24 protein-coding genes and 2 pseudogenes are annotated in these 26,960 nt (G+C 67.7%); 1 reads left to right on the forward strand and 25 read right to left on the reverse strand.

Translation table 11 applies throughout. The features are described from left to right. Window positions 1-77: 77 nt before the first annotated feature. Both D8M29_RS00005 and D8M29_RS00010 read right to left on the reverse strand, forming a co-directional pair. On the reverse strand, window positions 78-821 hold the full coding sequence (locus tag D8M29_RS00005) for a recombinase family protein (protein WP_238692744.1): 744 nt from the start codon (window positions 819-821) through the stop codon (window positions 78-80). A 62-nt stretch (window positions 822-883) separates the two neighbouring features. Continuing rightward, complete coding sequence (locus D8M29_RS00010; RefSeq protein ID WP_036341018.1) at window positions 884-1,300, reverse strand: hypothetical protein; 417 nt, start codon at window positions 1,298-1,300, stop codon at window positions 884-886. 195 nt (window positions 1,301-1,495) lie between these two features. Between D8M29_RS00010 and D8M29_RS00015 the strand changes: the two genes are divergently transcribed. Then, window positions 1,496-2,200, forward strand: a complete 705-nt coding sequence (locus tag D8M29_RS00015) for a DUF6349 family protein (protein WP_235188204.1) — start codon at window positions 1,496-1,498, stop codon at window positions 2,198-2,200. A gap of 64 nt (window positions 2,201-2,264) precedes the next feature. On the opposite strand, the gene D8M29_RS00020 is transcribed toward D8M29_RS00015, so the two are convergent. From D8M29_RS00020 to D8M29_RS00130, 23 genes and pseudogenes are all read right to left on the reverse strand, one after another. Then, a complete protein-coding gene (locus tag D8M29_RS00020) occupies window positions 2,265-2,855 on the reverse strand; it encodes a hypothetical protein (RefSeq protein WP_036341012.1) in 591 nt (196 codons plus the stop codon). A 15-nt stretch (window positions 2,856-2,870) separates the two neighbouring features. Beyond that, window positions 2,871-3,371, reverse strand: a complete 501-nt coding sequence (locus tag D8M29_RS00025) for a single-stranded DNA-binding protein (RefSeq protein ID WP_052001302.1) — start codon at window positions 3,369-3,371, stop codon at window positions 2,871-2,873. An 86-nt stretch (window positions 3,372-3,457) separates the two neighbouring features. After that, window positions 3,458-8,467 (reverse strand): helicase, encoded by a 5,010-nt coding sequence (locus tag D8M29_RS00030; RefSeq protein WP_231919627.1) that lies wholly within the window; start codon window positions 8,465-8,467, stop codon window positions 3,458-3,460. Window positions 8,468-8,526: 59 nt separating this feature from the next. Then, a complete protein-coding gene (locus D8M29_RS00035) occupies window positions 8,527-9,075 on the reverse strand; it encodes a hypothetical protein (protein ID WP_036341009.1) in 549 nt (182 codons plus the stop codon). Window positions 9,076-9,296: 221 nt separating this feature from the next. Continuing rightward, complete coding sequence (locus D8M29_RS00040) at window positions 9,297-11,087, reverse strand: TraM recognition domain-containing protein (RefSeq protein WP_058630947.1); 1,791 nt, start codon at window positions 11,085-11,087, stop codon at window positions 9,297-9,299. Next, a complete protein-coding gene (locus tag D8M29_RS00045) occupies window positions 11,084-11,554 on the reverse strand; it encodes a hypothetical protein (protein ID WP_231919628.1) in 471 nt (156 codons plus the stop codon). The genes D8M29_RS00040 and D8M29_RS00045 overlap by 4 nt, the downstream gene beginning before the upstream one ends. Before the next feature lie 80 nt (window positions 11,555-11,634). Then, window positions 11,635-12,087 carry a hypothetical protein gene (locus D8M29_RS00050; protein ID WP_036341000.1) on the reverse strand — a complete coding sequence of 151 codons (453 nt, stop codon included), beginning with the start codon at window positions 12,085-12,087 and terminating at the stop codon, window positions 11,635-11,637. Next, the gene (locus D8M29_RS00055) at window positions 12,084-13,586 is read right to left on the reverse strand and encodes an ATP-binding protein (protein ID WP_058630946.1); all 1,503 of its coding nucleotides are present in this window, start codon (window positions 13,584-13,586) and stop codon (window positions 12,084-12,086) included. Before D8M29_RS00055 ends, D8M29_RS00050 begins: the two co-directional genes overlap by 4 nt. Next, window positions 13,583-14,383, reverse strand: a complete 801-nt coding sequence (locus D8M29_RS00060) for a hypothetical protein (RefSeq protein ID WP_036340994.1) — start codon at window positions 14,381-14,383, stop codon at window positions 13,583-13,585. The genes D8M29_RS00055 and D8M29_RS00060 overlap by 4 nt, the downstream gene beginning before the upstream one ends. A gap of 52 nt (window positions 14,384-14,435) precedes the next feature. Further along, on the reverse strand, window positions 14,436-15,908 hold the full coding sequence (locus D8M29_RS00065) for an SCO6880 family protein (RefSeq protein WP_052001299.1): 1,473 nt from the start codon (window positions 15,906-15,908) through the stop codon (window positions 14,436-14,438). Between the two features lie 6 nt (window positions 15,909-15,914). After that, window positions 15,915-16,868, reverse strand: a pseudogene (locus D8M29_RS00070) (conjugal transfer protein TrbL); the annotation flags it as partial. Beyond that, entirely contained in the window at window positions 16,751-17,758 is a 1,008-nt protein-coding gene (locus D8M29_RS00075; RefSeq protein ID WP_127434959.1) for an IS481 family transposase, read from the reverse strand. The pseudogene D8M29_RS00070 and the gene D8M29_RS00075, both read right to left, overlap by 118 nt. 111 nt (window positions 17,759-17,869) lie before the next feature. Next, a pseudogene (locus D8M29_RS00080) lies at window positions 17,870-18,439 on the reverse strand (conjugal transfer protein TrbL); the annotation flags it as partial. 36 nt (window positions 18,440-18,475) lie between these two features. Further along, a complete protein-coding gene (locus tag D8M29_RS00085; protein ID WP_052001297.1) occupies window positions 18,476-18,745 on the reverse strand; it encodes a DUF6112 family protein in 270 nt (89 codons plus the stop codon). Window positions 18,746-18,860: 115 nt separating this feature from the next. Continuing rightward, window positions 18,861-19,127, reverse strand: coding sequence for a DUF6112 family protein (locus D8M29_RS00090; protein ID WP_036340989.1), 267 nt, complete (start codon window positions 19,125-19,127; stop codon window positions 18,861-18,863). Window positions 19,128-19,139: 12 nt separating this feature from the next. Continuing rightward, entirely contained in the window at window positions 19,140-20,771 is a 1,632-nt protein-coding gene (locus D8M29_RS00095; RefSeq protein ID WP_231728765.1) for a M23 family metallopeptidase, read from the reverse strand. A gap of 16 nt (window positions 20,772-20,787) precedes the next feature. Beyond that, window positions 20,788-21,513, reverse strand: a complete 726-nt coding sequence (locus D8M29_RS00100; RefSeq protein WP_036340984.1) for a hypothetical protein — start codon at window positions 21,511-21,513, stop codon at window positions 20,788-20,790. Window positions 21,514-21,549: 36 nt separating this feature from the next. Then, window positions 21,550-22,530, reverse strand: a complete 981-nt coding sequence (locus tag D8M29_RS00105; RefSeq protein ID WP_058630943.1) for a ParB N-terminal domain-containing protein — start codon at window positions 22,528-22,530, stop codon at window positions 21,550-21,552. Further along, a complete protein-coding gene (locus D8M29_RS00110; RefSeq protein ID WP_036340978.1) occupies window positions 22,527-23,375 on the reverse strand; it encodes a hypothetical protein in 849 nt (282 codons plus the stop codon). Before D8M29_RS00110 ends, D8M29_RS00105 begins: the two co-directional genes overlap by 4 nt. 92 nt (window positions 23,376-23,467) lie before the next feature. Then, window positions 23,468-23,929, reverse strand: a complete 462-nt coding sequence (locus D8M29_RS00115; RefSeq protein WP_052001295.1) for a hypothetical protein — start codon at window positions 23,927-23,929, stop codon at window positions 23,468-23,470. Then, complete coding sequence (locus D8M29_RS00120; RefSeq protein WP_052001293.1) at window positions 23,926-24,591, reverse strand: DUF2637 domain-containing protein; 666 nt, start codon at window positions 24,589-24,591, stop codon at window positions 23,926-23,928. Before D8M29_RS00120 ends, D8M29_RS00115 begins: the two co-directional genes overlap by 4 nt. Then, on the reverse strand, window positions 24,591-25,556 hold the full coding sequence (locus D8M29_RS00125; protein WP_052001291.1) for a bifunctional DNA primase/polymerase: 966 nt from the start codon (window positions 25,554-25,556) through the stop codon (window positions 24,591-24,593). Before D8M29_RS00125 ends, D8M29_RS00120 begins: the two co-directional genes overlap by 1 nt. Window positions 25,557-25,837: 281 nt before the next feature. Next, entirely contained in the window at window positions 25,838-26,707 is an 870-nt protein-coding gene (locus D8M29_RS00130) for a helix-turn-helix domain-containing protein (protein WP_080695013.1), read from the reverse strand. Window positions 26,708-26,960 lie beyond the last annotated feature (253 nt).

Below are 26,960 nucleotides of genomic sequence, written 5' to 3' on the forward strand. Positions count from 1 at the left end.
CCGGCTCGTCGAAGGCCAGGCCGTCACGAACTGGAAGCAGGCCCTCGCCCAGCTCGCCGCGGCCTACCCCGACCGGATCAACCCCTACCTGTGACCACCCCGCTTACACAGACAAGTTGACACGCCCGCGGGGCGCGCTCGGCGTCGATCTCGACGGTGCGGTACTCGCGGCCCTGCTCGTCACGCTTGCGGACGTTGAGATACCCGACTGGTGCTCGCATCGGGGTTCCGCCGGTCTCGAACTTCTGGTTCAGGCCCTTGCTGACCTCGGATGCGAGGTTTTTGGAGTAGAACTCTGCGATGGAGGACATGATGCCGTGCAGCAGCATCCCCGAGGGCGTCTCGTCGATGTTCTCCGTCGCAGACACCAAGGTCACCCCGGCTTCGACCAGGCGGCGGTGAATCTCCACATCGTCCAGTCGGTTGCGGGCGAGGCGGTCGACCTTGTGGACGATGCAGTATGTGACTTGATGCGTGGCGATGTACTCCAGCATCCGTTGCAGGTCTGGCCGGTCAGCTGAGCGGGCGGACTCTCCGGCGTCCACAAACTCGGCGACGATGCGTGCGCCGAGGTCTTCGGCCTTGCGCGCGTTCGCCTGGCGCTGAGCGGGGATGGAGAACCCCTCGTCACGACCCCCCTTGGTCGCCTGCTCCTTGGTCGAGACACGTTGATACGTCACCGCTGTCAGAAGCGGCGACGTATCCGTGTCGTGTATCGGCATTGTCAGGGTCATGGTGGCCTCCTTGCTCGCCAGACGACGAATGGGCGTGCGTCGTGTTTCCGGTGCTGTGTCGATCACCGATGCGACGCTGCTGCTCATCAAGCTCCTGGGCGTGAAGTCCATCCGCGATGTGCAGAACCAGCGCGATCAGTTGCTTGTTGTCAGGCTTGGAGCGCACCCGAGGCTCGGCCGAGATACGTCGGCCCGTGCTCGTCACCCGGTAGTGCCTCATACCCGCCAGGTGAACTCGCCTGCCCGTTAGCGTCACGGGCGACGCGGCGTTCCTTGCGGCGGGCGGCACGGAGCCGGAGGTAGATGCCGAAGCCGTGAAAGAGGAAGCGGAAGCCCTCGCAGATCCCGATCAGAACGAAGAGGTGGAGCCACTCCGGGCCTCCGTTGTCGATCAGGACGGTGCACCCGTAGGCGAAACCGAAGTAGACGACCCCGGCGAGCACGGCCCACAGACCCCACTTCGGGTCGCGCTGAGTGCGGAACCAGTCGAGCAGGATGGTCGAGGGTATCCAAGGCCGCAGCACCCGGAAAAGGATGACGACTGCGATGAAGATGAGCCAGATCATGGTCAAGTCCTCCCGAAGCGGCGACGCTTCCTATGGGATGGACTTGCCGGGGCGGCTTCCCCGGTTCGTCTGCCACCTGCCTGGGGCCGGTGACGACTAGCTGAACATTGATGTCGCCTACCCCTAGTCTAGCGCCTGCACGCTGCTGTCGGAAGAGCGGTCGTCGTGGGTCGGGTACCTACCCGTATGGCCACGATGGAGCAGCTGGCGTTCGACTTCGATGAGTTCGCCCGCGAGGACGCCCGCGCGCGACTGCCCGAGTGGGCCGGAGCACCGCTGCACTACACCGAGGACTACTACCCACCGAGGCTGCTGGACGAGGCGTTTGAGCACTGGCGGTTCATCAACGGCAGCTTCGGCTCGTTCGCGCGTAGCCATATGTGGCACCGCTTCAGTCATGCCACTGTCGAGTTCGGCGAGCATCGCGCCGAGATGTTCCACGCCGATCTTCGCCCTGAGCCCGACGCGGAGGGGCCGGGCGATCTGCTGAAGAAGATCGTCTGCGGGCCGTGCGCGTGGCAGTCCGACGCCGGCGGCGAGTCAGATGCGGTCGAAGCGTGGCACGATCACGCCGTACCGGGGTGGCGAGACCTCCCCGTGGTTCCCGGCCAGATTCGGGTACGCACCGACAAGGGCCTGTCGAAAGTGGCCCTGCGGTGGATTGAGCAACGCTACCCGCAGCACATGCAGATACCTGGTGCCCCGATCATCACCGAACGCCAGCAGTTCGGCATCCGCCACGTTCCTGCCTACTCACCCTGGGGCGGCTACGACCTGTCCGCTACCGCGCTGGAGCGCCCCGCGCCTCGGCCCGCAGGTCACGCCGTGCGCCGGGAGCCTGCCCAGTTCGAGCCGTCAGTGAGCGCGCCGCGTCGGACCGGGCGCATGCTCGGCGACTGACCGGCACACGAGAGCGGGGCCGAAACTTGGGAGTAGGGCTTCGGCCCCGTAAGCGGTGCGATGCTCAGCTGATCTCGCCGGTCTCGGGGTTGAGGTTGGCGTAGAAGTCGTGTTCGAGTTGGCGGCGGCGCTCGACGTCGGCGATGACGTAGGCCACGAAGTCCTCGTCGCGGTCGGTGATCGGGGTGTCTTCGATCGGTTCGGCCTCGTCCTCGCCGGGCCAGACGGTCTGGCGCGTGGGCCGGTCGCGGTCGAGGCGGGTGCCGCACGCGGCGACCCAATCACGCAGCCGCTGCCTGGCGTCCGCGAAATCCCGGTGCCAGCCGATCGGGGCCGAACCGTTCTGCTGCGGGTCGAACGCGCACAGCCAATGGGTGTGAAGCGCTGAGAGTTCCCAGTGCAGCTCGGGGTGACGGTGCCACATGGGAGGCACCACCGACGACGGCAGCCCGTAGGTCGTGCGAAGCCAGTTCACCCACTGGTTCAGTTCCAACCATGCGGCCTCGGCGTCGTCGGCGGTCAGCAGATTCCAGTTGATCGGGCCGGGCGGTTCATCGAGCATCGGCCCCGCCGCCCCGACCCGGTTTGTGGTGCCGTGGTCGATTTCGGGTTCTGGCTCGTCCTGCTCGGGTACGAAGTCCTCTTCGTCATTCATGGTGTCGGCCCTGTCCTACTGCGACATCACGGCCGGTTCGCGCTGCTGCGCGGGCCGGTCGTCGCGCTCGAACCCTTGGCTGCGGTCGAGGCCCGGGGCCTCACGCTGCGGTGTCTCCTGCTGCGGCGCACGGTCGACGGTGTAGGGCGTCCACATCATGTCGTGGCCGATCTTCGTGGCCACGAACTCTTCACGCTCGTTGCCGTTCTGATCGGTAAACGGCCGCACGTACCCCTGTGCGATGAAGCGGTCGTCCTGCTGGAACTTCTGGCTCGCTTCCTCGGCGGTCTTGCGGAAGAGCACCATGTCGTGGAACGTGGTGCCGGTCTTGACAAACGAATCCTCGCCGTCACGACGGAAGTGATCGACGCCGACGCGCGCGTACAACCGCGCGATCCCGTTCTTGCTGTACGTGAGCCTGGGTTCGGAGTCGATGTATCCGACCAGCGCTTCACGTGGTCGCAGCTTCGCCCGTTCCTGCCTCTGGCCGTCGTGCGGCTCGTTCTGCTCGTCCATCAGCTTGCCTCCTACCTCACGGTGCCCCGCCAGTAGGCGGCGCTGCTTGTGTGTGGCGGCAAGGTGCACGAAGCGGCCCGCGAGCCTTAGAACCCTCGCGCGGGCGTCTCCCGCGCCCACGACTGCGCCGACGAACCAGCTCTGCTGGATACCGGGGTGCGTTCGGGGTTCGGGCGGACACCGAGCGCGGGCCGGTGTGCTCGCACGGTCTCGACGTTCAGCCCATTCGGTGGGTTCCCCGGCGCGGGTTCGGGTTGTGCTGCGTGGTCGATGTCTTCTTGCATCGCGGCCAGCTGGGTCTCGATTCTGGCGAGGTCTTTCTCCGCGTCGGCAAGGGCCTGGGCGTGGCGGAACGGCTGGCCGATGCGCTGCTCGGCATCGTCGCGTTCGGTCTCGGCGCTGGCGAGGTCGCTGCGGGCTTGCTCGAGGAGGGAGGGGATGCCGGATGCGCGGTTCTCGATGCGCTGGATGAGTCCGACGCCGCCGTCGAGGAACGACTGGCGGGTCATGATGAACCCGCTACGCGGCACCCCGTCGAGCCGAATGTTCACCACGGGGTCGGCCCCGAGTGCCGGGCTGGTCGAGACGATCACGTCAAAGCCGCTGATCTGGCCGATGACGCCGTGGTCGCGGGAGGCGTAGCGCGGTGCCCACTTCAGGTCGGAGTCGTGCGCCCAAGTTGCGAGCGCGTGTGCAGCATCGGCCCGGGAGGTGTAGGTGTTGTCGCGTAGCTCGATGCGGAACCTGTCACCGGAAGTGTCGGTCACGCGCGGCAGCACCGCTTCGAGGGCTTCGATGTCGGCTGCGGCACTCCGTGCATGGTCACTGGCGCGGTCGCGGGCGTGGACGAGCATCGACTCGTTGCGGTGATAGGCGCGTTCGAGACGGCGGAGCCGTTGTACTTCGGTATGCACCGTGGAGTGCTCCAGCAGAAGCGGGTTCCCCGAGGAGATGGCCTTGGCTTCGGCGGCGGATAGGGCGGATGAGTCAATCTCCTCGATCTCGCGGGAGTCGAGGTTTCCACGCATGAGCTGCGCGATGAAGGTCGCCTTCCGCTCGACCCCTTGCCACATGTAGGAGTCGAATGACCGTTCGGTGACGAACCGGACGATGCCGATCTCGGGGTTTTGGTTGCCTTGGCGCAGGATGCGGCCCTCGCGCTGGGCGATGTCGCTGGGTCGCCACGGGCAGTCCAGGTGATACAGCGCGACGGCCCGGTTCTGGACGTTGGTGCCGACGCCCATTTTCTGTGTGGAACCCATCAGCACCGCGACGTGCCCGGCACGCGCGGCAGCGAACAACCTGGCTTTGTCCACGTCGGTCTTGGCTTCGTGCATGTACCGGATGGACTCGGGCGGCATCCCGCGCACGACAAGCTGCGCCCGCAGTTCGTCGTAGGCGTTCCACTGGGTTGGGTTCGGGGTGCCGATGTCGGAGAACACCAGCTGCAACGCACCCCGCACGGGCGACTCCTGCCCGGTGATCGGGTCGAGGTAGATGTTGTCTTTCGTCTGCTCCCAGACCCGGTGGATGCTGTCGGCAGCCAGGTCCACCTTGGTCGGCCCAGACGGGTCGGTGGATGCGATCATGCGGATATCGAGGGCGGCCTTGCGCCCATCGGTCGAGATGGTGAGCATGTTGTCTTCGCTGGGCGACACCGCCCGGGCTGCGACCTTCTCGGCACGCTTGCCGAGGGTCTCGATGAACTGCTCCAGCTCGACCGTGGGCTGGATCGCGACCGTCGCCGGTGCCCGCCTACCATCCTCGCGCTCGGCGATCTCGGGGGTGGGCAGTTGCAGATCCTCGGCGGTCTTCACATCCGCGAAGATCGACCAGAGTTTCAGCATCTCGGGCACGTTCTGGAACTTGGCGAACCGCGTCTTCATGCGGAACGTGTTGTTGCCGGTCGGGGCCATCTCCATCTGCGTGACCGTCTGCCCGAACGTCGCCGCCCACGCATCGAACGCGCCGATACCGGCGGCGTCGAGCAAGTCCGGGCGCAGGTACTTCTGCATCACGAACGCCTCGGTCACGCTGTTCGAGATCGGCGTCGCGGTCGCCCCGGTGACCACCCGTTCGCGGCCTTCGGAGCGCAGGTATTCGAGCTTCATGTGCAGATCGGAGGCACGGTTGGAACCCTCGATCGCGGCGTCTTGGATGTTCGAGTCGGTGGCGAGGTTCTTGTACATGTGCATCTCGTCCACGACCACGTAGTCGATGCCGGTGTCCTCGAAGCACACCCCGGCATCTCGGCTGGTGTCGATGCGGGCTTTGACCTTGTTCTCCAGCTGGAGCAGCTTGCGCTGGATGCGTTTGACGCTCATCGCGTTCTCGCCCGTCGCGGTGGCGAGCACTTCCCGCATGTCGTCGACCTGGGCTTGGATGTACGCCTGCTGGGTCTCGGTGCGCAGTGGAATCTTCTCGAACGCGCCCTGCGTCATGAGCACGCCATCCCACTCGTTCGCCGAGGTCCGTGCGACGAACAGGCGGCGCTTGTCGGCGGTGAGGTCTTTGCTGGACGCGGCGAGAATCCGGGCCTGCGGATAGATTTGCAGCCACTCGCGGGAGAACTGTTCCAGCATGTGATTCGGAATTACGAGCACGGGCTTGTCGATCAGCCCCATGCGGCGCATCTCCATCACGCCCATGATCATTTCCGCTGTCTTGCCCGCCCCGACCTCGTGGAACAACCCGGCAGCCGGTTCGGCGATCATGCGGGCGACGGCGGAGCGCTGGTGCGGGCGCGGGGTGAAGTTCTCCGCCAGCCCCGGCAGGCTCAGGTACTCGCCCGCGTCGGTGTAGTCGCGCAAGACGATGGAGTTGAAGCGCCGGTTGTACTCGGCCACGAGCGTGCGGGCACGCTCCGGGTCTTCAAACACCCACTCGGCGAACCGCTCTTGCAGGGCGTCGGCTTTCTCCTGCGCGGCGGTGGTCTCCAGCGGGTTGAGCACGCGGCGCTTCTTGCCGTCGACGTTCTCGATCTCGTCGTAGACGAGCAGGGTCTTCTGCTCCATGATCGCCTGGGCGATATCGGGGGCCGGGCGACGCTCGGTGCCCCACTCGTTGGTGGCCAGCAGCCCTTGGCGTCCTCCCCGCACTTCCCACATGCCTGGCAGCGGGTTCTCCACGTTCACGTCGCGGGTGCGCAGCAGCTCGTTCAAGAACTGCGCGTGCACGTCGGCGCTAATCCACACCGCGCCCATGCGGGCGCTGATCTCTTCTACGCCGAGTGCTTCGGGTACGACCTCGGTGAGCGCGTCGACATTAGCCTGGAACGCCGGGTCGTCGGCGGCGCGCTCGGTGGCGTGCTCCAGCTTCATGCGCACGTCGCCGGAGAGATACGCGGGGGCGTGGATGAGCTCGTCGGTGATCGGGTCGGTGAACACCAGCCCGGTAAGCGAGGCGCGGGCTTCGGTTTCGTCCATGCCGAGCATGTCGGCGATCAGCGGCAGGTCGATCCTGCCGGTGCGGTCGAGGCTGACCGCTATCGCATCGGCCGGGGTGTCAACGCCTTGGGGTTCGGTGCGCGGGGAGACGACGCGGCGTGTCATGATCGCCGCCGGGGTCGCGGTCTGGTCGGTGTCGTCAAACTGCTCCAAGGCGAGCACGAGCGCCCCGAACGGGTCGGAGCGCAGCAGCCGGATCGGGGTCGGCACCGTGCGGGCGTAGGTGTCTTCCCCGGCCTCGTTGGTGCGGCCGGTGCGGCGCAGCGTGTACCGGTTCAGCGGCCCGTACCTGCCAGCATACTTCCGGTAGTCGCGGTACAGGCCCTCGCGCGCCTGGTTGATCTCGTCGGTGTCATCGACGGTCGCGGCCTCCAGTTCGAGCAGCCGGTGCGCGCCGTCGCGCAACCCCAGCAGGGCGCGCAGCTCCGGCCCCGCCGATTTCGGCACGTCCAACGGTTCGACGGAGCCTTGGACGACGGTGCCGAACCCGGTGTCGGTGGCGACGATGCTGCCATCCCACAACTGCGGCGGCGACGGCACACGCGCGGCCTGCCGTGCCTGATACTCCGCCGTGGGCGCAGTGAAGACCCTTCCGGTGCGGCGGGCTGTGAACGTGATCTGGTCGAGCACATCGGCCAGGTCGGCCTCCAGGCGGTCGAGGTCGCCATCGACGGTGAGCGTCGGGGTGCCGTACATGCCCTGCCGGATGCTCAGGGTGCCGAGCACATGCTCGGGGTGGTGATCGAAGTAGGCGTTGATCTTCGCGCGCTGTCCGTCCAGGCTGATCGGGGTGACCGTTTCCCACAGGTCATCTGCCGGGGGTTGCCCGTCCTCGCGGCGGTGCAGGATGAGCAGATCGGTCACCACGTCGGTTCCCGCCGTGCGCCGATGTGCCCCGGCGGGGAGCCTGATCGCGCCCACGAGGTCAGCGAGCATCGCCATCTCGCGGCGCGCGCCGGGGTTCTGCGCGTCCATCGTGTACTGCGACGTGAGCACCGCGACCATCCCGCCGGGCCGGGTGAGCCGCAGGCTCTTGAGGATGAAATGGTTGTGCATCGACAGCCGCGTCGGATTGTGCACCGGGTCGTGCAAGGTCACGTCTGAGAACGGCACGTTCCCGATCGCCGCATCGAACGAGGCTTCGGGCAGCCGGGTGTCGGCGAACGACTCAGTCCGTACCTCGGCGTGCGGATACAGGGCGCGGCTGATCGCCGCGGTCACCGGGTCGAGTTCCACCCCGGTCATGCGCGCGGTCTCGGGGGCCATGCCGAGGAACGTGCCCAGCCCGGAGCCGGGTTCCAGCACCCTGCCGCCGTCGAAGCCGAGCGCGGTCATGGTCCGCCACATCTGCCGCACGATCAACGGGTCGGTGTAGTGCGCGTTGATCGTCGTGCGTGCGGCGGCATCCCACTCGTCCGGGGTCAGCAGGCTCCGCAGCTGCTCACGCTCGGTTGTCCAGTCCTGCCTGGACTCGTCGAACACATCGGGCACCGCGCCCCAGCTCGACCAGCGCGCGAGCGTCTGCTGCTCATCAGCGGTCGCCGGGCGTTCCTGCTCGACCAGCAGCCGGGCGGTTTCGATCGCCGCGATGTTCGCGCGAAAGCGGGCTTTCGCGCCCGAGGGAGCGAGGTCGTCGTGCGTGGCGGGCACGAACCGCCCCACCGTCGCGGCAGGCTCCGAGTCGGTGGCGGTCTCGTCGGCGGTGGAGGTTAGCGGACTTCGCGCAGGAAGCGGATCGTCGCCGCTTCGGCCAGCAGGCTCTGGTGTTCTTCCAGGTACTGCCTCGGGATCTCCGCTTCGACCAGACCCTCCAAGAACCAAGTCGGCACGGCCCAGTCTTTGGCTTTCTGCTCCAGGTCGACCGTCGAGGGCATCAGGTCGGGGGCGTCTTGCATCCGCTCGGCCCAGGTCACCAGATTCTCGTCCGACGGCCGGGTCTGCTCCCACTCCTCGCGGGCCTCGTCCAGCGGCAGGCTCGGGTCGCTGACCCAGGCGAGTTGCTGCATCACGACCTCCTCCGCTATCCGTAGCGCCGTCATCCGGCGTGCCACGTCCTGCAAGTAAGTCTGCTCCGAAGAGGCCGTCTTCGCCAGCACCGACGCCGGTGTTGTCTCGATCTGTCGCGCCAGTTCGCTGATCTGGCCCTGCGCCTCCTGGCCCAGATCGGTGAAGAACCGGGTCGGGTCGTCGAGGTTCTGGAACCGCTGGGGTGCGTGGGTCTTCCAGTGCGCCATCGCCTGCGCTCCGTACTTGTTCATGTGTCGATCCCTCCAGTCCGGTCGCGGTTTCGGCTGCTTCGTTGATCTGCTCGTCGGCGGTCTGCTCGGCCAGCCCCCACAGGTCGAACTCGAGCTGACCGGGCGGCGCTTTCCGGCTCCTGCGGGCCATTGGCCATCACCTCCACGCCTCTGCCGTCGTTGCTGCGACCACCGATCGCAGCTCGCGGCCACGGTTCAGCGGTCGGTGAATGAGGTGCAGCTCAGGGGCCATTCGCGCCTCGTTCCAGCAACGCCTCGATCTCGATCCGATCGGCTTTCAGTCGCTCGCCGTCGTCTCGCTTCGTCCAGGCCCGCAGATCGGTGATGATCGGCGGGGCCGAGCGCAGCAGCGTGACCGCGGTGCCGAACGGGAGGGTGCGGATTCGCTCGGGCGGCATGATCGCGATGCGTCTGACCGAGCGTTGATTGGACCGGGTGCCGTGGTCGCCCAAGGTCACACTGTCGGTGAACTCGTCGCGTTCCCCGATCAGTGAGGAGAGGTCTTGCAGATCACGGCTGTTGGATGCGCCGCCGAGGACGATCTTGGTGATCGCGGCATCCCAGGTCGCGTTGGCCTGGTTCTCGCTCCAGCGATCCCGCGCTTGGGCGAGGCTTTGGAGCACGGGCATGGCGGTGATTCCCGTTCCGCCTCCCTCCGACATGAGTGTCGGCAGGCTGGGAAGCGGGCTGAGGTTGGCGATCTCGTCCAAGGCCAGCAGCAGGGGCGGGTCGAGGCGTGCGCCAGGTGAGCGTGCCGCTACGCGGCGGGCTGCCTCGACGAGGTCTTCCACGAACGCCGCCACGAGCGCGGCACTCGCGCCCGCGCCCGCGCCGGTGGCGAGCAGGTAGAGGGTGCCGCGCGAGAGGATGAACTTCTCCGGGTCGAAGTCTTCGCCCGCGCCAGGTGAGACCGCATCGAGCACGCGCGGGTCGGCCAGGGCGCTCAGCGACAGTGACACGCCCTGCCAGATGGAGTCGCGCGTCCTCGGGTCGGCGTCGATCATCGCCTCCAGCGACTCGGCCCAGCCGCCCGCCGCGAGTGGGCTGTTCGTCAAGATCGCCACCGCATCGGCGGCGGCTGTGGGGTCGAGCGTCCACCGGAACAATTCCGACGGTGGCCTGTGGTCGATCGCGGCCGCGTGCAAGAGCGCCTGCAGCGCGGAGCGGGTCTTGCCCTCCCAGAACCCGCCGCCCTCCACGCCGCCCGAACTTAGGCCGGTGGCCGAGGCGAGGCCGGTTGCGCGGATCATCGCCGTCAGCGGGTCTTCGCAGCCCCTGATCGGTGACCAGCGCAGCCCGGCCGGGATGCCCTCGGCCAGGTGCTGCGGGTCGAACACGGCGGTCGGGCCGATGCGTTGGCGCGCGCGCAGGCTCGCGGTGAGGTTGTCCGGGCGGGTCGAGGTGGCGACCACTCCGCCGGGCGCATCCAGGATCGTCGGCACGACGATCTGGAGGGATTTGCCGCTTCGAGGCGGGCCGATGACCAGCAGAGAGTCCTCCACGCTGGCCCACACGTCAAGCCCATGCGAGGTGCCGATCCGATAGCCCACATCGGACGGCGCGGGACGCTCCAGAGAGGGCCGGAGATTCCCTGCCCGAGATAGCAGCGCCTTGGCGGAGGCGGCCTGAGCCACGTCATGTTTCGTTGCCGTGCCGGGAAGTCGATGAGGGTCTTGCGCACTCTTGCGCGACTGGCGGCGCAGGAGTGTCCACGCCCAGGTGATCGCCGCCGCCAGCAGCCCCAGCAGCACGACCGCGACGATCCAATAGGCGACGACACTGAGGCCATCGGCCTCCAGCGCGGTCGCCGGGTCGCCGGGGTTGAACAGCACCCCGACCCCGGCGGCGGGGCCGGCCAGGGGTTGAGCGGTGCCGGTGAGGAACGCCGCGACCGACCCGGCACCGCGCAGCAGCAGCGTGAGCGCGAACACCCCGATCAGTCCGATCATGGCGGCGTTGGTCAGCTCGTCACCGAAGGAGCCGGTCTGCCTGCCCGGTGCCGGGGCACTCATGACAGGCTCCGCACGACGAACGTGCCCGAGACCCTGCCCACGAGCACAACCTCGTCGCCGGGGTCGACGTGGTCACAGGCCAGGTCGATGAGCGCGCGGGCGGTGCCAGTCGGGGCGGCGTCGGTGTGCCTGATGATGTGGCACACCGCAATGTCCTCACCGGGCACGAAACCATCCCCGGTCACTTCCAGCAGCCGGGGCGCATCCGCAGGTTCGGGTTCCGGCGGGGCCGGAGCGGGGGTGTTCTTGCGGGCGGTGGCGGTGATGATGTCGGTGAACGTCGAGCCATCGGCCTCGGTGACCTCGACTCGTGCCGGAATCATCCGCTCGGCGGTGACCTGATCGACAATCCGCGCGAACGAGCCGCGCCGCCATGCGCCCTCGGCGACCGGCGGGGCGAGGGGTTCCCCGTCGACGGTGGCGCTCATCGTGCCGTCGTCGTGCACGGCGAGGCGGATCAGCGGCATCGAGACCGGCGCGGGAGCAGCGGCATGGGCAAGTGGTTTTCTCATGCCGTCAGGTGCGCCTGACGCCTCCCGGCGAGCGGCTAGAGCCTCGGCGCGGGCGGTTCGTTCCTTCGGCGGTGACCGATGCCGAACTGTGCGGCCTGAGTGGTGCGGTTCTGTATGCGCCGCGCCCAGTTCTCGGCCTCGACGAGCACCTGCCAGAAGTCCTCCGCACGCGCTTCGCCGGTGCGCTCGACGCCCCACATGTGCGTGCCGTCCGAGTGGCGCACGCGACGTTCCGCTGTCCACGTCCACGACGTCGGCAGCCGCTCGTCGTCTGACCAGTCGGTGCCGGTGTACTGCTCTTCGATCGCAAACCGTGAGCGGGTGTCGTTCTCCGGGTAGAACACGAAGTGCCCGGCGCCGAACGTCTCGGGATCTTCGTAGAAGAACTGCACCGCGCCCTCGTGCTTCCGAGCGATCCGGTTCAGGCCGTCGTCGAGCGCCGTCATCGTCAGCGTGAGGCGCTCCCGATCAGGTTCGCTCTGGCTCATCGCACGCTCCCGCCCGGAGAGCGCCCCGATGCCCGGGCACTCGTGTCGAAGAGCGCGAGCTCAGCAGGGTGCAACTGCTGTTGGACGACGAAGCTGCGTTCTTTGATGCGCCACAGGCCCTGCCCGACGCCGAGTGAGGGCAGCAGCTTACGCTCGGTGGTCGTCAGGCCGAGGGCCTTGGCGGTGACGCCCAGCTGGTCGGATTCCTGCCGGTAGATCACCCGCGTCTCGGCGTTCGCCAGCAGGCTGTTGGCGAGCGAACGCATGGCGCTGCCGGAGTCACCGACGTTCTCCAGATCGGTCAGCTTGTGGAAGATCAAGGCATTGGCGATGCCGTAGTGCCGGGCGAGCCGCCAGTGCGCGTCCATCCGTCTCAGCAACGACGGCTGAGACATCAGCCGCCACGCCTCGTCATAGATCACCCACCGTTGCCCGCCTGCCGGGTCGAGCAGCGCCGACTCCATCCACGCCGAACAGCACGTCATTAGCGCGCTGATGAGCGTGCTGTTCTCCGTCACCCGCGACAGGTCGAGGCTCATCATCGGCAGCGTCGGGTCGAACTGCACCGTCGAGGGGCCGTCGAACAATCCCGCCAAGTCGCCTGCGACCAAACGCCGCAAGGCGTGGCCGACGATGCGGCCGTCCTCGGTCAGTCGCCCGTCGGCGTCGTCGGACGGGGCGAGGATACGGTCTACGACCATCGGCAGAATCGGCACGGTGTTCTCTCGCACGGTCGCGATCAGCGCCGTGTCGATTGCGGTGTGCTCCAGCGGCGTGAGGCCTCGGTTGAGGACGACCTCGGCCAGCGCGCCGATGAGGTCGCGGCGGCGCGCTGCCACGGTGCTCTCCCACTCCGCATCGGTGAAGTGGGAGGGCCGATACCCCTCGTCCAGAGGGTTGAGCCTGTTGGCCATGCCGTGGCCGAGCGCGATCGCCCTGCCGCCGACCGCTTCAGCGATGACGGTATGTTCCCCTTTCGGGTCACCCGGCACGTACACGCGCCGCCCGAACGGCAGGCTGCGCGTGTAGAGCGACTTGGCCAGTGAGGACTTGCCGGACCCGACGATTCCGGCCAGCACGACGTTCGGCGCGGTGATGACGCCGTTGGCGTACAGCACCCACGGGTCGTAGACGAAGCTCCCGCCCGAGTACAAGTCTTGACCGACGAAGACACCGGACGAGCCGAGGCCGCCCTCGGCGACGAACGGGTACGCGCCGGAGAGGGTGGCGGAGGTGTCTTGATGTCGGGGCAACTGGAAGCGGCCCGGTGTACGCAGCATCGAGGGTCCGGGTTCCCCGGCGGCGGGCAGATACTGGCGTGCGGCGCGCTCGGCCTTGTCCGCTTCGGCGCGGGCCTTGGCCTCGTCTATCCGCTGCTGGCGCTGCTCGCGGTGCAGCTGGTCCGCGGCTTGGCGCCGCTGCTTGCGGTAGCGGCGCCGCTCTTTCGCGGGGGCGACCAGCACCGAGGCGTGCAGCTTCTCCTCGTCGCTGTGGCTCATCGTTCCAGCCCCCGGTCGCGCTTGATGTCCGCGATGCGGTCGGGGGTGAACCAGGACCCATCGCCACGCACGCGGTCGCGGCGCTCATCGAGCGCGCGGCGCGCGGCCTCGACGTTCGCCGCATCCTGTGCGGGCTCCACCCGCTGTGAACCGTCGGCGTTTGCTGTGGCGTTGGCTGGCGGGTTGTAGTCACGGTAGAGGGCGACGTTGCCGAGCGTCCGGTTGTAGGTGAGGGAGTAGCCGGCGGTCTTGGCGTATTTGTCGGTTGTGCTGTCGGGCAGCTCGTCGTAGACGTGCCCGTTTGCCAGCGCGGCATTGTTGGTCTCGTCGCCGTAGTCCAAGCCTCGCAGATACTCGATTGCCGCGTCGGTGCCGTCGCGGTCGATGAAGTCAAGCACCCGGTCGGCTTCCTCGCCCTGCAAGAACACCACGGTCACCCACTGGCGCTCGGACGGCTGCCAGGCGATGCGCCCCAGGTGCCCGGACGCCTGATCCAGGCAGCTCTCGGCGGCGCTGACATGCTGCGCGGCCTGGCGCAGCGCATCGGCAGCGGCCCAGACATCCGCGGCACCGAGGTCGCGGTCACCGTCGTCATGAGCGGCCCGGCCTTGGTAGGTGATACCTGCTCCGGCGAGCTGGATGAACGACTGTTCCAGCAAGCGGGTCGCGGCCAGTAGTTCCCCGACGATGCCGTGGAGCTTGTCGGGGTTGTCGATGCGTCGGCTGGCGTGCGCGAGGCCTCGCAACGCCGCGTTTGCTTCCGCAGCGTCAGCGGTCGGGTCGTTGAACGTGGGCATGTCGGACCTCCAGATGAACAGGTGCAGGTGGCTTCGAGGTGCGCCCGACGGCTCAGACCTTGCGGCACAGCGGCAGCGCGGCGGCGGTGAACGCTTGGGCCTGCTGGCCGACCAGCACGCGGGCCTCACACGAGGCTTGGATGGCGGCCTGCTCGATCGCAGCGACTGCCGCTTCCAGTTCCTCGAGCGAGTCGGCAGACACCGAGATCAGACCCGTGTAGCGGAGCACTCCGTGCCCGGCGGTGAGGTCTGCCTCCTGCTGGAGCACGTCGTGGTATTCAGCGGTTTGCGAAGCGTCTTCGATCTGCCCGATGCGGGCGCGCTGGGCCGCGTCGCTGATGTACTCGGTCTTCTTGCGGCGAATGTCGCGCGCGGCCTGATCGGTGCGCAGCGGGGTACAGATCAGCGAGAACGCACGGTGGATACCACTGGACAGCAACACGGGTGAGAGGAACCCCGGATGCACCATCGAGCGCGGCCACTCCGAAATCCAGACGACGGTGTGATAGGCCGAGTCGCTGCGCAGATGCCCCCACGACTCGGTGACCGCGACTGGCCCGGCGGTGGCGAGGTCGTGTCCGAGGTCGCCGTGGCGTTCCAGCGTCGCGGCGATAGCCGGGTCATACGCCGAGCGCAGGATGACCGCGATCTGCCCGGTGCTGAGCCAGCCCTTGCTCGTCAGGTCTGCCGAGCGCAGCGCTGCCGACAGGGTGCCCATCTCCTGCCGCAGTACGTTCGCCGCGCCCTTGATGCCGCCGCCAGCGGTGCGAATCTGGCGGGCGGCGGCGCGCATGTCCAGGCTCAGGCTGAGCGTGGTCGCGTGACGTTCCCCGGCAGGTCCGGCCCGGTCGATCAGCTCCTGATAGGTCGTCGCCGCCCACGAGCCGTCGGCGGTGCCGTGCGCGGCCCACCACTCGGCCAAGCCCTGCCCGGAGTCCGGCAGGGTGCGTTCCAGCACTTGCAGGGTGGCGATGCGCCCGGAGCGGCACACGGTCGCCAGCACCCGGCCCCACGCGGTCACGCGGCGTTCCTGCTCGCCGGGGTCGAGCAGCACGAACGCGGGATGGGTGATCACGGTGACGACGGTGAGGGTTCCGGCGGTCGGGTCGTGCACCATCCCGGCCCCGGTCTCGGGGTCGGTGTACTCGCGCAGCCGGGCCATGTCGCCGGGCAGCGCGAGCGTTCCCGCAGGGCGCGGGGTGACGATTCTGCGCCGGTAGGCCAGTTGCCCGCCGGTCTTGCGCCACAGCCACCAGCAGGCCACCGGCAGCCACTCGACGAGCGGGCGGCCCGCCACGGGAATCCAGGTGATCGCGGCAGCAAGTACCCAGATCGGGGCGGTGATGAGGAACAGGAGGCCGCCGCCGCCGTAGAACGCGGCCACGAGGCTCGCCCCACCGACGCCGAGGGTAATCAGCTGGCTCAGCGACAGGCCGAGCAGGATGCCGCGTCTGGTGAGGCGTGAGAACTTCACGGGCACCAGTTCGCCGCCACCTGGCTCGTGGGGCGTCTCCGGGCTGGGCATGGCGTGTCACTCCTTCGTCGGCTTGGGCTTCGGCGGCGGCGCGGAACTGGTCGGGGTTTTCGGCAGCGGTTGCGAGGGCGGCGGCGCGTGCGGGGTGACCGGAGCCGACCCCGCTTGCTCGGCACCGCTGGCCGCTTGATCGGCTTGACCGGCCAGCGCCTGGCCCGCTTTCGGCCCGGCGGTGGCGGCGGCTTTGACCACGGCGGCACCCGCCACGACTCCGGCGGCGACCGGCCCTGCCGCCGCCGCGCCTCCACCGGCACCGGCACCTGCGGCTCCGGCGGAGCCGCCTGCACCAGCTGCACCACCACTGCTCGCACCGGCTCCTCCGCCGCCTGCCGAGGACGGGGCAGGCGTGGGGTTGGCTTTGGGGCCTCCACCGGCCCCGCCGCCCCCGTTGCTACCTGCGCTGCTGGACTTGTCGCCGCCTCCCTTGCTGCCCTCGTCGAGCACCTTCTTCGGCTCGCCCCCTTGTGGCTTGCCCGGCGTCGGAATGGGCCGGTTGAGCGCGCTCTTGGCTTCCTGCTCGGTGCCCATCGAGTTGTAGAGGTCGAACCCGATGAACGACAGGAAGCGGTATGTCATGTACGGCGCGAACCCGGCCAGCGCCATCAGCACGACCCCGGCGAGGGGGTCGGCGATACTCGACAAATCGCCGTCGATCGGGGCCGACACCTGGGTCACTGCGACCAGCAGAATCACGACGAGTACGAGCTTGGAGAGGATGAGCGCGACGACGAACATCGCCCACTTGGAGATCCAGCCGCGCGTGGCATCCCAGGAGGCGCCGGAGAACGCGAACGGGGCCAAGACCACCGCGACCAGTAGGAGCGCCTTGCGGACTAGCTGTAGGAGGGCATGACGTTGTTGACTCGGGCCGGTGCCAACGAGGCCGGCGGGGCGTCTCCGCAGGAGGTATGAGGCCGATGGTAGTTGTAGTGGTTCACCCACACGGCCAGCGCCTCACGCCGAGCTGTCTCTGAGGTATACGGGCGGGCGTAGAGGACCTCATCGACCATCAGCCGGTTGTACCGTTCGACCTTCCCGTTATGGCGCGGGGTGTAGGGGCGGATCCGGTGGTGCCGGCCCCCGAGCGAGACCACCTTGGCGGTGAAGTCCACGGCCCGGTAGTTGTTCCCGTTGTCCGTGATCACCCGGTCCACGGTGATGCCGTGGGCGGCGAAGAACGCCCGCGCCCGGCAGAAGAACCCGATCGTGGTCACCGCCTTCTCATCCTCCAACGCTTCGGTGTACGCCAGGCGGGTGTACCCGTCGATCGCCGAGTGCAGGTAGGTGTACCCGACCCGCCGGCCGGCACCACGCTTGGAAGCACGGCCTGCTTCACTTTCACGTCCGTGGGTGCGCCAGCCGCCCCCGTCTGGGATCTTCCCGATCTTCTTCACATCCAGGTGCACCATGTGCCCCGGCCCTCTCGCGGTGATCTTCTGGGGTCGTTGGCGCAGGTCTTCTCCGGCCGGGGTCAGGTCCCGTAGGCGGGAGATCCCGAGTCGGTGCAGCCACCGTCCCACGGTACGAAGACACACCCGGTGGCCCTCGGAGACGAGGTGGTGATGGATGCGCCGTGCGGACCACTTGCGCTCCCGCCGCAGGGCGTGGATCTGGGCGACCAAGACCGGATCGAGCTGGGCAGGTGAACGGTGCGGCCGGCTGGGCAGGTCCTGAAGGCCGGCTTCTCCCTGGGCGCGGTAGCGGGCGACCCAAGTGGCCACCGTGGGCCGGCTCACCCGGAACTCGGCGGCCACGTGTGCCTGCGGGATCCCGTCGTGCAGGTGGCGGTGGACCATCCTGAGACGGCCGGTCGGGGTCAGGGGTGCGTTAGCGTGAGTCATGAGTGGGTCTTCTCGGGCAGGTCGGTGGTGTAGGAACTTCCATCCTGCGGGAGAGGCCCACTCGTCTCATCTCAGCCCGTACCCCGTGGCAAGAACCTCATGACCCACAACAACTAGCAGGCTCAGCCAGACGATCGCAGCGGCTGCGATGGCCAAGGCCGCGAGGAAGATGGTCAAGATCGCACCGACACCGGGTGCCCCCACGTTCAGCGCGGTCAATCCGGCGACGAGGATCGCGATCTTGTCGCCCATCGTGGCTGTGGTTTCGCCAGCGGCTTGGATGATGCCGACCGAGAGTTGGTCAACAATCTCTAGCAGTAGGGCCGTGAGGGTGATCACCACGAAGGAGCCGAGGACGCTCTTGGCCAGCCCGAGGGCCGCTCGGGAGAGGGCGGCGGGTTCTCGGCGAATCATGCCCGTGATGAGCTGTAGACAGAAGAACAGCAGCATGACGAACACGGCGATTCCGAAGATCAGGTTGTAGACGCCTAAGTACTCGCCGCTGGTGACGTCGACCATCGTGGTCGTGTCGAAGACCGTCCAGACAGCCTCAAACATCCAGGCGGCTGCCGCGCCCATCGCACTGGCGAGCCAGTCGAATGGTGCCGAGATCAGCGTCGCTGCGGCTTCACCGGCGACGTCGCAGACGGTGGAGATGACGGGGATATCGCACACGCCCATCACGAGCCTCCTAGTGGTTCGGAGTAGATGGGCGGGTCAGACGGCTTGGCCGACGCCCCAGAAGAAGTTGATGAGCGTGACCGACGCGCCACAGACGACGGCGGCACCGCACGAGATCAAGACGCCGATCTTGCCGCGACCGGCCAGATGCGGGTTGGAAGAGTTGGACCCGTAGGCCCAGATGATCGCCGAGACAATCAACGCCAGGACCGACAGGATCAAGCCCACGGTCATGACTGCGCCGACGATGATGCGCAGCTGGTCGATACCCGGCAAGCCACTGGAGTTGGGGTCGATGTCGATCACGGCAGTTCTCCTTTGTGAGAGGACGGATGGTTCTGCCGTCAGGTGCTCTCCGCTGCCACGCACACGAAAGCGCCCGCCCCAGAGAGGGGCGGGCGCTCAGAAGAAGCCGGAGTCGTCAGAGTTGCTGGCCGATGCCAATCAGCCAGTTCATCCACGCGACACCGGCACCGGCAAGGACTGCGCCTCCGAGGGAGACCAGCACTCCGACGCGGCCCTTGGCGGCGGCGGCATAGTTGCCGGTGCTCGATGAGACCGCCCAGATGATCGCCGAGACGATCAGCATCAGCACCGCGATCACGAGCGCGAACATCAGCAGCGCCCCGACGACCTCCCGTAGATCGTCGATACCGGCCAGTCCATCGAAGTCGGGAAATACATCCATGACGCACCCCCGCTACTTCACCGTGACGTGCAGGTGGTCGTAGTGCCCACCCGTCACGTTGTCGGGGTCGTGCATCCCGCCGCCGTTGTAGGAACGCCAGCCCTCGGAGTCGCGCGAGAGCGACCAGATCTTGCCCTGCCAGATCAGGTACTCGACACCGAGAGCTTCGGCGTGGGTCTGCATCCACTCGGTGACCTGCCAGCCGTAGTCGAGTTGCTCGCTGGCCGGATACTGGCCGATCGCGTTGCCGAACGTCAGATCACACGCCCTGCCCAGGGGATGCTCTGACTGCGTGCCGGGCCGGGGCGAGTAGCAGCCCCAGCCCGTGTCGGGGAACTGGGCGAGAGTCTGCTCATACAGGTGCAGCATCCGGGCAGTGATCTGCCCGGTCGACGTCGGGTCATCGACCATCCGGCTCGGGTCGTCGCCGTCGAATGGAGCCGGGTCACCGGCGATACCGTTGGTGCCCGCGCAACCGTGGGGAGGCCCGACTGAGGCTTCGGGGAGGTCGGCGGCGTTGTGCTGGTTCAGCCATGCTGCCGGGTCGATCTGTTCGCCGTTGGTGCCGCCGGGTCGAACCTCGAAGTGCAGATGTGCTCCGGTGCTACGTCCACTCGACCCGACATCGCCGATGTGCTGGCCCGCGCGCACGTGATCTCCGACCGAGACGTGGATGCCGTGCTGCCACATATGCGCGTAGGCGGTGGCGACGGTCTGCCCGCTGATGGTGTGCTCGATGATGATGAGACCGCCGTAACCGCCTGAGAACTCAGCCACAGTCACTGTGCCGTCAGCGGCGGCCAGGATGGGGGTGCCGTCAGCTGCGCCGAGGTCGAGACCGGAGTGATAGGAGGTCTCGCCGGTGAATGGGTCGCTGCGATACCCGAACTCGCTGGTGACGACCCAGGTGCCCTCGGGCAGCGGGAACACCACGCGCGAAGACTCCGTGACTTGTCTAGTCGTCACCAGGTAGGGGCCAGTCGCGGTGGTCGGGCCGCCGGAGCCGGTGAGGGCACTGAGGATGGTGGCCGCGACCGGCTCGTAGTTGTTGTACCTGTCCGGGTGGGCTGAGACCTCGACAGCCTGTGCCGCCTCGCCCTTGCCCATCTGCTGCCAGCCAGGAATGTCGAGCAGGCCACGCGGACTCGGGTAGTTGGGGCCGTCCGGCCCGCCGTAGAACGCCCGCGCTTGATACGTGGAGTCCATGAGGTCGGCGACCGTTCCCCACCCCGACTGCGGGCGCATCTGGAACAGGCCGAGTGAGTCGTGGTCTGAGCCATTGCCATCGTTCGGGTAGTCGGCGCTCTCGGGGTAGGCGGAGGTGTTCGACAGCATCCGCAGGCTGGATTCGGTCAGTGCGGCCATGAGCGCGATCTGGATGCCGTCGCGCCCCACCCCGTCGATGCCGGAACCGATCTCGATGATGGTGGCCGCGTGCGTGAGTTGCTGCCGGTTGAGCGTGATGGTCTCGCCGTTCGCGGTGGTCGCGGTCAACGAGTCGGGGATGTTCCCTACGGTGATGCCGGAGCCGTCGATGGTGCACTCGGCGTTCGCGGAGGGGTTCATCAGCACGCCGATACCCAGCAGGCCCATGAATGGGCCGAGCAGGAGCAGAAGGGCGAGGGCGATGACTGCTTTCTTCATCGTCATGGCCTCCGTCTCAGCGCAGTGGCTGGTCGAGAATCGACAGGCGCAGCAGGTAGCAGGACGGCACGACACCCGCATCGGGCGTGCTGGTCTCGCTTTGGCTGCCGGTCGGCGGGTCGTCGGGCGGGCAGGCGAGGAAGATCGTGAACGCCACCGAGTGCTCGGAGGTCACGGGTTCGTCGTTCCAGATGCCCTCGCGGTGCCGGGTGCCCTCGATCGTGATGGCGGTCGCCCCGACCGGGAGTTGTCCGGGCCGGGCTTGTTCGACCGCTTGTGCCCACTGCTCGGGCACGTAGGCTTCGGTGATGGTCAGGTGCTGGCTCGTGCTGTACTGGCGCAGATCGACCCAGGCGTCACGCGACGGCAGGTAGGAGGCGATGTCAGAGGCCAGGCCCGCCTGCTCGTTCCCGGTCGGGTCGCCCACGTCCAGCAGCACGGCGGTGTAATCCAGCGGCAGGAACCCGCTGGTGGTATCCCAGGTGAACAGCACGTGCGCGGCCTCGCGCGCGAACTCGTCGGGGTCGGTCGACGGGGCGATGTAGGGCAGGCGCGGAGTCGGCCGGGTCGGGTCGGTGGGCGCAGGCGCTGCCGGTGCTTCGGGTCGGGTGCCGTCGTCGTTCGGGCCGGTCACCAGCCCGTAGACGCCGATCGCAGCCAGGACGAGGAACGCGACGCCGGCGCAGACAAAGGAGATCAGTCGGCGGCGGGTGCGGGCGGGATCATCGGGAGTCGTCTTCATGACCCCCAGGTGCGCCGTCCGCGCACCCGACGAGGGTCAGAGCGCCCGGAGGTGCCTGCGCGGATTGCTCAACGCCTGCCGCGCCGTGCGCAGGTCGTCGGCGAACGTGCTGGTGCCGTCAGCGGTCGCCAGGAACGAGGCGATCTGCTCATCGCTGAGTTCGTTCGCCAGCACCTCGGCGTCGTAGTGCGTCCACCAGTCGGCAAGCTCGCTCCAGGTGGCGACGAACGCGCGCACCGGCCACCGTGCAGGCTCGGCCGCGCCCGCGAAGGTGACCGGCGCAGGCTTGGTCTGTGCCGCCTGCGCGCGGGCGACGGCCTCTCGTGCGAGTGCCTCCAGGTCGGTGGTCTCGCTTGCGGTCTCGGTGACGGCGGCGCGGATGCGCTCGAAGCCGGGATGCACCGGGGCACCGGCGTCGATGCGTTCGAGTTCGGCAGCGGCGTCGCCGCGCACCGTGGCGGGCAGGTCGGGGTCGTCGGTGACTTGCCGCAGGTAGTCGATCTTGTCGAGCGTCTTGTACGACGCGCCGCCGGGAATCATCGCGGCGGCTTGCTCGCTGGCACGGCCCACAGGTTCGGACGGTGCGGGAAACTTTCCCGCACCGTCCTTTCCGGGCTGGTTCTCCGCGCTGAACCGTGTCGCGGCCTGCCTGCGCGCGGCATCCTCGGCCATGAGGGTCTTCAGCTCGCGGTAGAGCGCAGCCGCCTCGACCGGGGTGAGGTCTTTGTGGAGCATGTTGTCGTCTTGCTCGGCCAGCAGGTGACCGAGCCTGCCCGAGATGCCCGAGCGCACCCACACGCTCACCGTGCGCCAGCCGAGCATCTTGATTGCGGCCAGCCGCCTCGCACCGCACACCAGCACCCCGTCGATGGTGACCGTCAGCGGTTGCAGGAGGCCGTCGCGGGCGATGGACTCGGCCAACGCGGTCAGGTCACCCAAGTCAGTGCGGTGACGGTTGCCGACGACGATGGACTCGACGGTGCGGTTGAGTTCGATGTGCCCGGTATGCCTGCTCATGACCGGCCCCCACGTTTTGGGGCCGCGAGCGAGATCATCAGCACGAGATCGTCGTCGCGCAGCAGCGCGCGCAGGCTCTCGCCGATCAGCAGCCTGAGCAAGATGCCGCGCCCGGCAGCGGTCGCGGCGTAGGCCGGGCTGGGGTGCCCGAGCAGTGCCTTCAGCAGCGCTGTCCACGCGGTGCTGTTCACGTCGAGCAGGGCGCGGGCGTGCTTGTCGCGGCGCAGCGCTTCATAGGCGCTCTGGCGGCTGCCCGCCCGGGCAAGCGCCTGGCAGATGTGCTCGACCCCGGCGCGGGCGACATGCGGGGGCCAGCCCAGCAGCGTGAACAGTGCGATGGCGTCTTCGACCGCCGAGTCTGTCGAGCAGCACGCCGTCGTGCTTGCCGGTTCGTCCGTGCCAGTCGGGTCTGGGTCGGTAACGTGGAACGCCGTGTGGTAGTCCGTGAGCGGGTTCTCTCGATCTGACAGCCGCTCGGCGTCGTGGAACGCGGAGATGTGCGGACGCCGGGCTTGATGCACCGAACAGAGCAGGCCCTGCCCGCGTTCCTCGGCGATGCAGGTGATGCGAACCGCGTGGGTCACCACGCCCCACGGATCGTTCGCGGTGCGGGCGGCCTTGGTGCGCATCACATCGAACGCGGCACTGGCTGCCTCCCACGGGTCGAGGCCGTGCTTGCGGGCCAGCGCCCCGTACTTGTCGGCGGCGTAGGCCATCAGGTCGGCGGCCACCGGATCGCACTGCCAAGCGCCAGGGCCGCCCTCGTGCAGTCGGTTCAGCAGGGCACGCAAGCCCTCGCTGCGAGTGAAATCCTCCGGTACGTGCTCGGTTGTGCGAGTTGTCATGGTAGGCACCTCCTGCCAGCCAGGTGCGCTCCCATGCCCAACAGGTCGGGGGCGGTCGGGCGTTCGCTGTCGAATCATCGCTACTCACCACTTCACGACTTCCCGACCGCGGCCCTCGTCGGCGCGTGGTGCCGGGCACCGTGCCCGAACGCCGTCAGCGGCGACAGCCGCCTGGCCCGGTCGCTGAGGTTCCGCAGCCCGGCCACGAGTGGTTCGCGGGCCTTGCGTGACATCTCGACTTCCATGTCGATGCCCCGCCCGGCCAGCGACGCCGTGTTACGGGCGATGAGATCGGTGGGCCGCACCCACTCGATACCGCGCGCCCGGTGTTCCTCGAGTTTCTGCTCGACCTCTGCCGCCTCAGCTGCACCGGTCATCTCGTCAGTCGCGGGGGTCTCGACCGTGGTGTCCTTGCGCTTGGTCACGTCGGCAGCGGCGACCGCCTCGGGCACCTGCCGAACCTCGCTGCGGTCTTCCGGCATCTCCGGTTCAGGCACATCCTCGACGTGCCAGTCGTCGTAGGCATGCGCCTGCTCGCGCGGGTCGATGTTCATGGTGTTGTCTCCATCTCTGTTGTGGTTTCCGGCTCCTTGACCGGCGGGGTAAACCAGCGGCCCACCGTCGAGGCATGGACGCCGAGCTCGTCGGCGATGGCCTTGTTCGACCAGCCGGCCTCCCGCAGCCGAGTGGCACGCTCACGCCGCCCCAGCACCAGCTCGGCCTCCGGGTCTGCTTCGGACTCGATCGCGGCCATGGGTTCGGTCGCGGCGGATAGCTCGGGCGGTGCCTGCGCCGTGCTCGGTGGCGCGGTGGTCGAGCGTGTGAGGACGACGGTGAGGTGCGTGCTGGCGAGCAGTACCAGCGGCGGCACGGCCGCGACCGTTGCGGCGAGCATGGCGGGCACGCTGGCGTCGGCGGCGACGATCGCGTGCAGCGCGTTTGCAGCAACCGACACGAGTGCTCCGCAGATCAGCAACGCCCACGGATACCAGGCACCCCGGCGACCATCGAGTGCGACAACCGCGATGGTGGAGACTACGATCAGGCCGTCCACGAGCAAGGGCCAGATCCACGCCTGCCCCGGCGCGATACCCGACCGGGCCGCGAGATCGGCCAGCGCCATGAACGAGAGCCAGAACGCGCCGATACCGATCAGCACGGTGCCGGTCGCGGCGGTCACCACCGCCCAACCCCATGCCGGTTGCCGCACGCTCATCACAGCCTCCGACCACTCACCGAGACAGGCGGCTCGGTGTGGGCGAACCCGGAACCCGTCTGACGTACCGGGGCGCGACGGCGCGGCCCGTAGGTGCTGACGTGGCGATACGCCGAGCCGACTGTCCGGGTGATCTCGTGCTCTCCCAGCCCGGACTGGCCCGCTGCTGGGCCGAGCGCGTTGAGCGCGTCGCGGGGTGAGTGTCCGTGCTCAGCCATGCGGCACGCGGCCTTGAACAACCCGAGGTTGCGTTCGCCCTCGGGTTTGCGAGCTACCTGCGAGGCGAGCCGGGCAACGTCCAGCGGCCAGCCGCCCGGCGGTTCCGGCGCGGGCGCGTATTTCGGGCGCGGGTCGAGGAAGTCACGCAACTGCTGCGCGTCTAGTAGCGCGACAGGGCGCGTCGCCATGCTCTCGACCCGATACGGCACCCGGCGACCGTCGATGGGGCGCTGTGAGGGCGGCACGATGATGTAGCCGCCGTCGCCCCGAAAGTCGATACCCGCCCGGCCCGCCTGCCACGATCGCTGCTCACGTTCGGCGTCCGTTGGGTAGTACAGATGCCTGCCGCCGGTCGGCGTGGTAACGACCGCCAACGGCTCCGGCAGCAGCCCGGCGCGTGTAGCGCGTCTGAATGCGGGATACCCGTTGACCTTGTGTACATCGACGTCGACGACGACGACACCCGAGGCTGCGCCAGTCGGGATGGCGAGATTCGCATGAGGCCGATGCCGCCACCACGCCTCCACCTGTCTCACATCGTTGGTTGCCTCGTGGAAACCTCGATCGGGAATCGGGCGCTTCCCGCCGGGCGCGCACGGGAACACCGGCACGCCGTGTCGGGCTAGCTCGTGCGCGACCAGCGGTAGCGGCACGTCCCCGCCGAGCCGGGAGAAGACCGCAGCGACCGATGAGGCCCGCCGCTCGATCAGATCGTGCGCCCCGCGAGCGTCGCCTACCTTCACCATCGCCAGACCTCCCTCCCATCCGGAGACCACCCCTCGCTGGGTGGCCCTACGACCGTGAGGTGCGTCGGGAGGATCAGGAAGACGAGACGGACAAGGAATCGAGACTGTGACCGTCAGGCATCTTGAAGAACCCGACGTGTCTATTCCGGACTACCTACGTCGAGGCAGACTGTCCAGCAGTTGTCACGACTGCGGTACACATCGCGCATGACGGGGCACGAATGACGCATCACGCCACGCTGCGCGGAGGTGCGTCGGCTGGAGCTGCCCGCAGGACGTCCCTAGGTCGCGGCCGGGTGAGGTGTCTCCCGAAACTCGGATGGGGATACGCCGAATCGACGTCGGAATCGAGCGGAGGCGATGCGAGAATCCACCCACCCCACTTGCCGGGCGGCCGCGCTTATAGGCACATCTGTTTCTTCGATTAAGCGTGTGAACTCCGTTAATCGAATCTCAGCAAGAAACCGCATCGGAGGCGCGCCGGCGTGTGCCGTAAAGAGACGCGTGAGATGGGTGCGCGACACAGCGACCTCGTTTGCCAGAGAGTTCACAGTCCAAGGTTCCGCCAGTCGAGCGCGCAGAAGGTCAATCGCTTTGGTGACATGGCCAGCTGAGGGTGGCCGGGTCAGCCGTCCAGCGATCGGCCGCCACAACGGGCGAATGGGTTGCGGTGACATGCTAGCGTCCAGGAAGACAGGAAGAACACCGGAAACCCAGCGAGCGAACAGCTCAATGGTGTGGATCGCAGCTACTTCTGGCGCATGGGTACCATCATTCAGGATGCTCATCTGACGCCACAGCGGCTCGACCTTGCGTAGGGCGGCAGTCCCCGGAGTCAACACTATTGCCGTACCATCCCATTCGCAGGGGTGCAGCCCACTGTGAACACGTTCGCGATGAGGAAGAAACCAAGACATCTGCATGCGAAGAAACTGCTCATCTGCATAGATCGACCAGATGCGCACCCGGCCTTGTGGCTTGATCCGGCACCATCTGTCTGCCCCTAGGGCGATCGACATCCCGGCCCTCAGCATATAGTCGCCGTTGGCAGTCTCGATCCGAGTACTGCCTTCCATCACATTCATGATCTGCGCATGGCGAAAGAGCGCTCGACTCGACGCGAGCGTCCGGACAAGTTCGAGAGCCGTCATCCCTCCGGGAACATCTCGGTTCTCTGCTAGCGAGTGCGACCAATCCGCGCCGTTGTCGAGTTCGAGATGGAGTCTCCTCACAGCCTCGCGCGCGCCTATGGCTTACCTCCACGATCAGGAGCAACACGCGAATCGGCGTGAGGTCCGCGTGCACCACTTCCGAAGCGTGCGACGTGACGAGAACTCAGCTCCGAGAGTCTGAGTTCTCGAAAGGAACTGTCAGTCGTCTGAGCCCGCAGTCTCATGTGAGTGG

It is taken from the genome of Micrococcus sp. HSID17227 (assembly GCF_003989405.1).
GTDB lineage: Bacteria > Actinomycetota > Actinomycetes > Actinomycetales > Micrococcaceae > Micrococcus > Micrococcus luteus.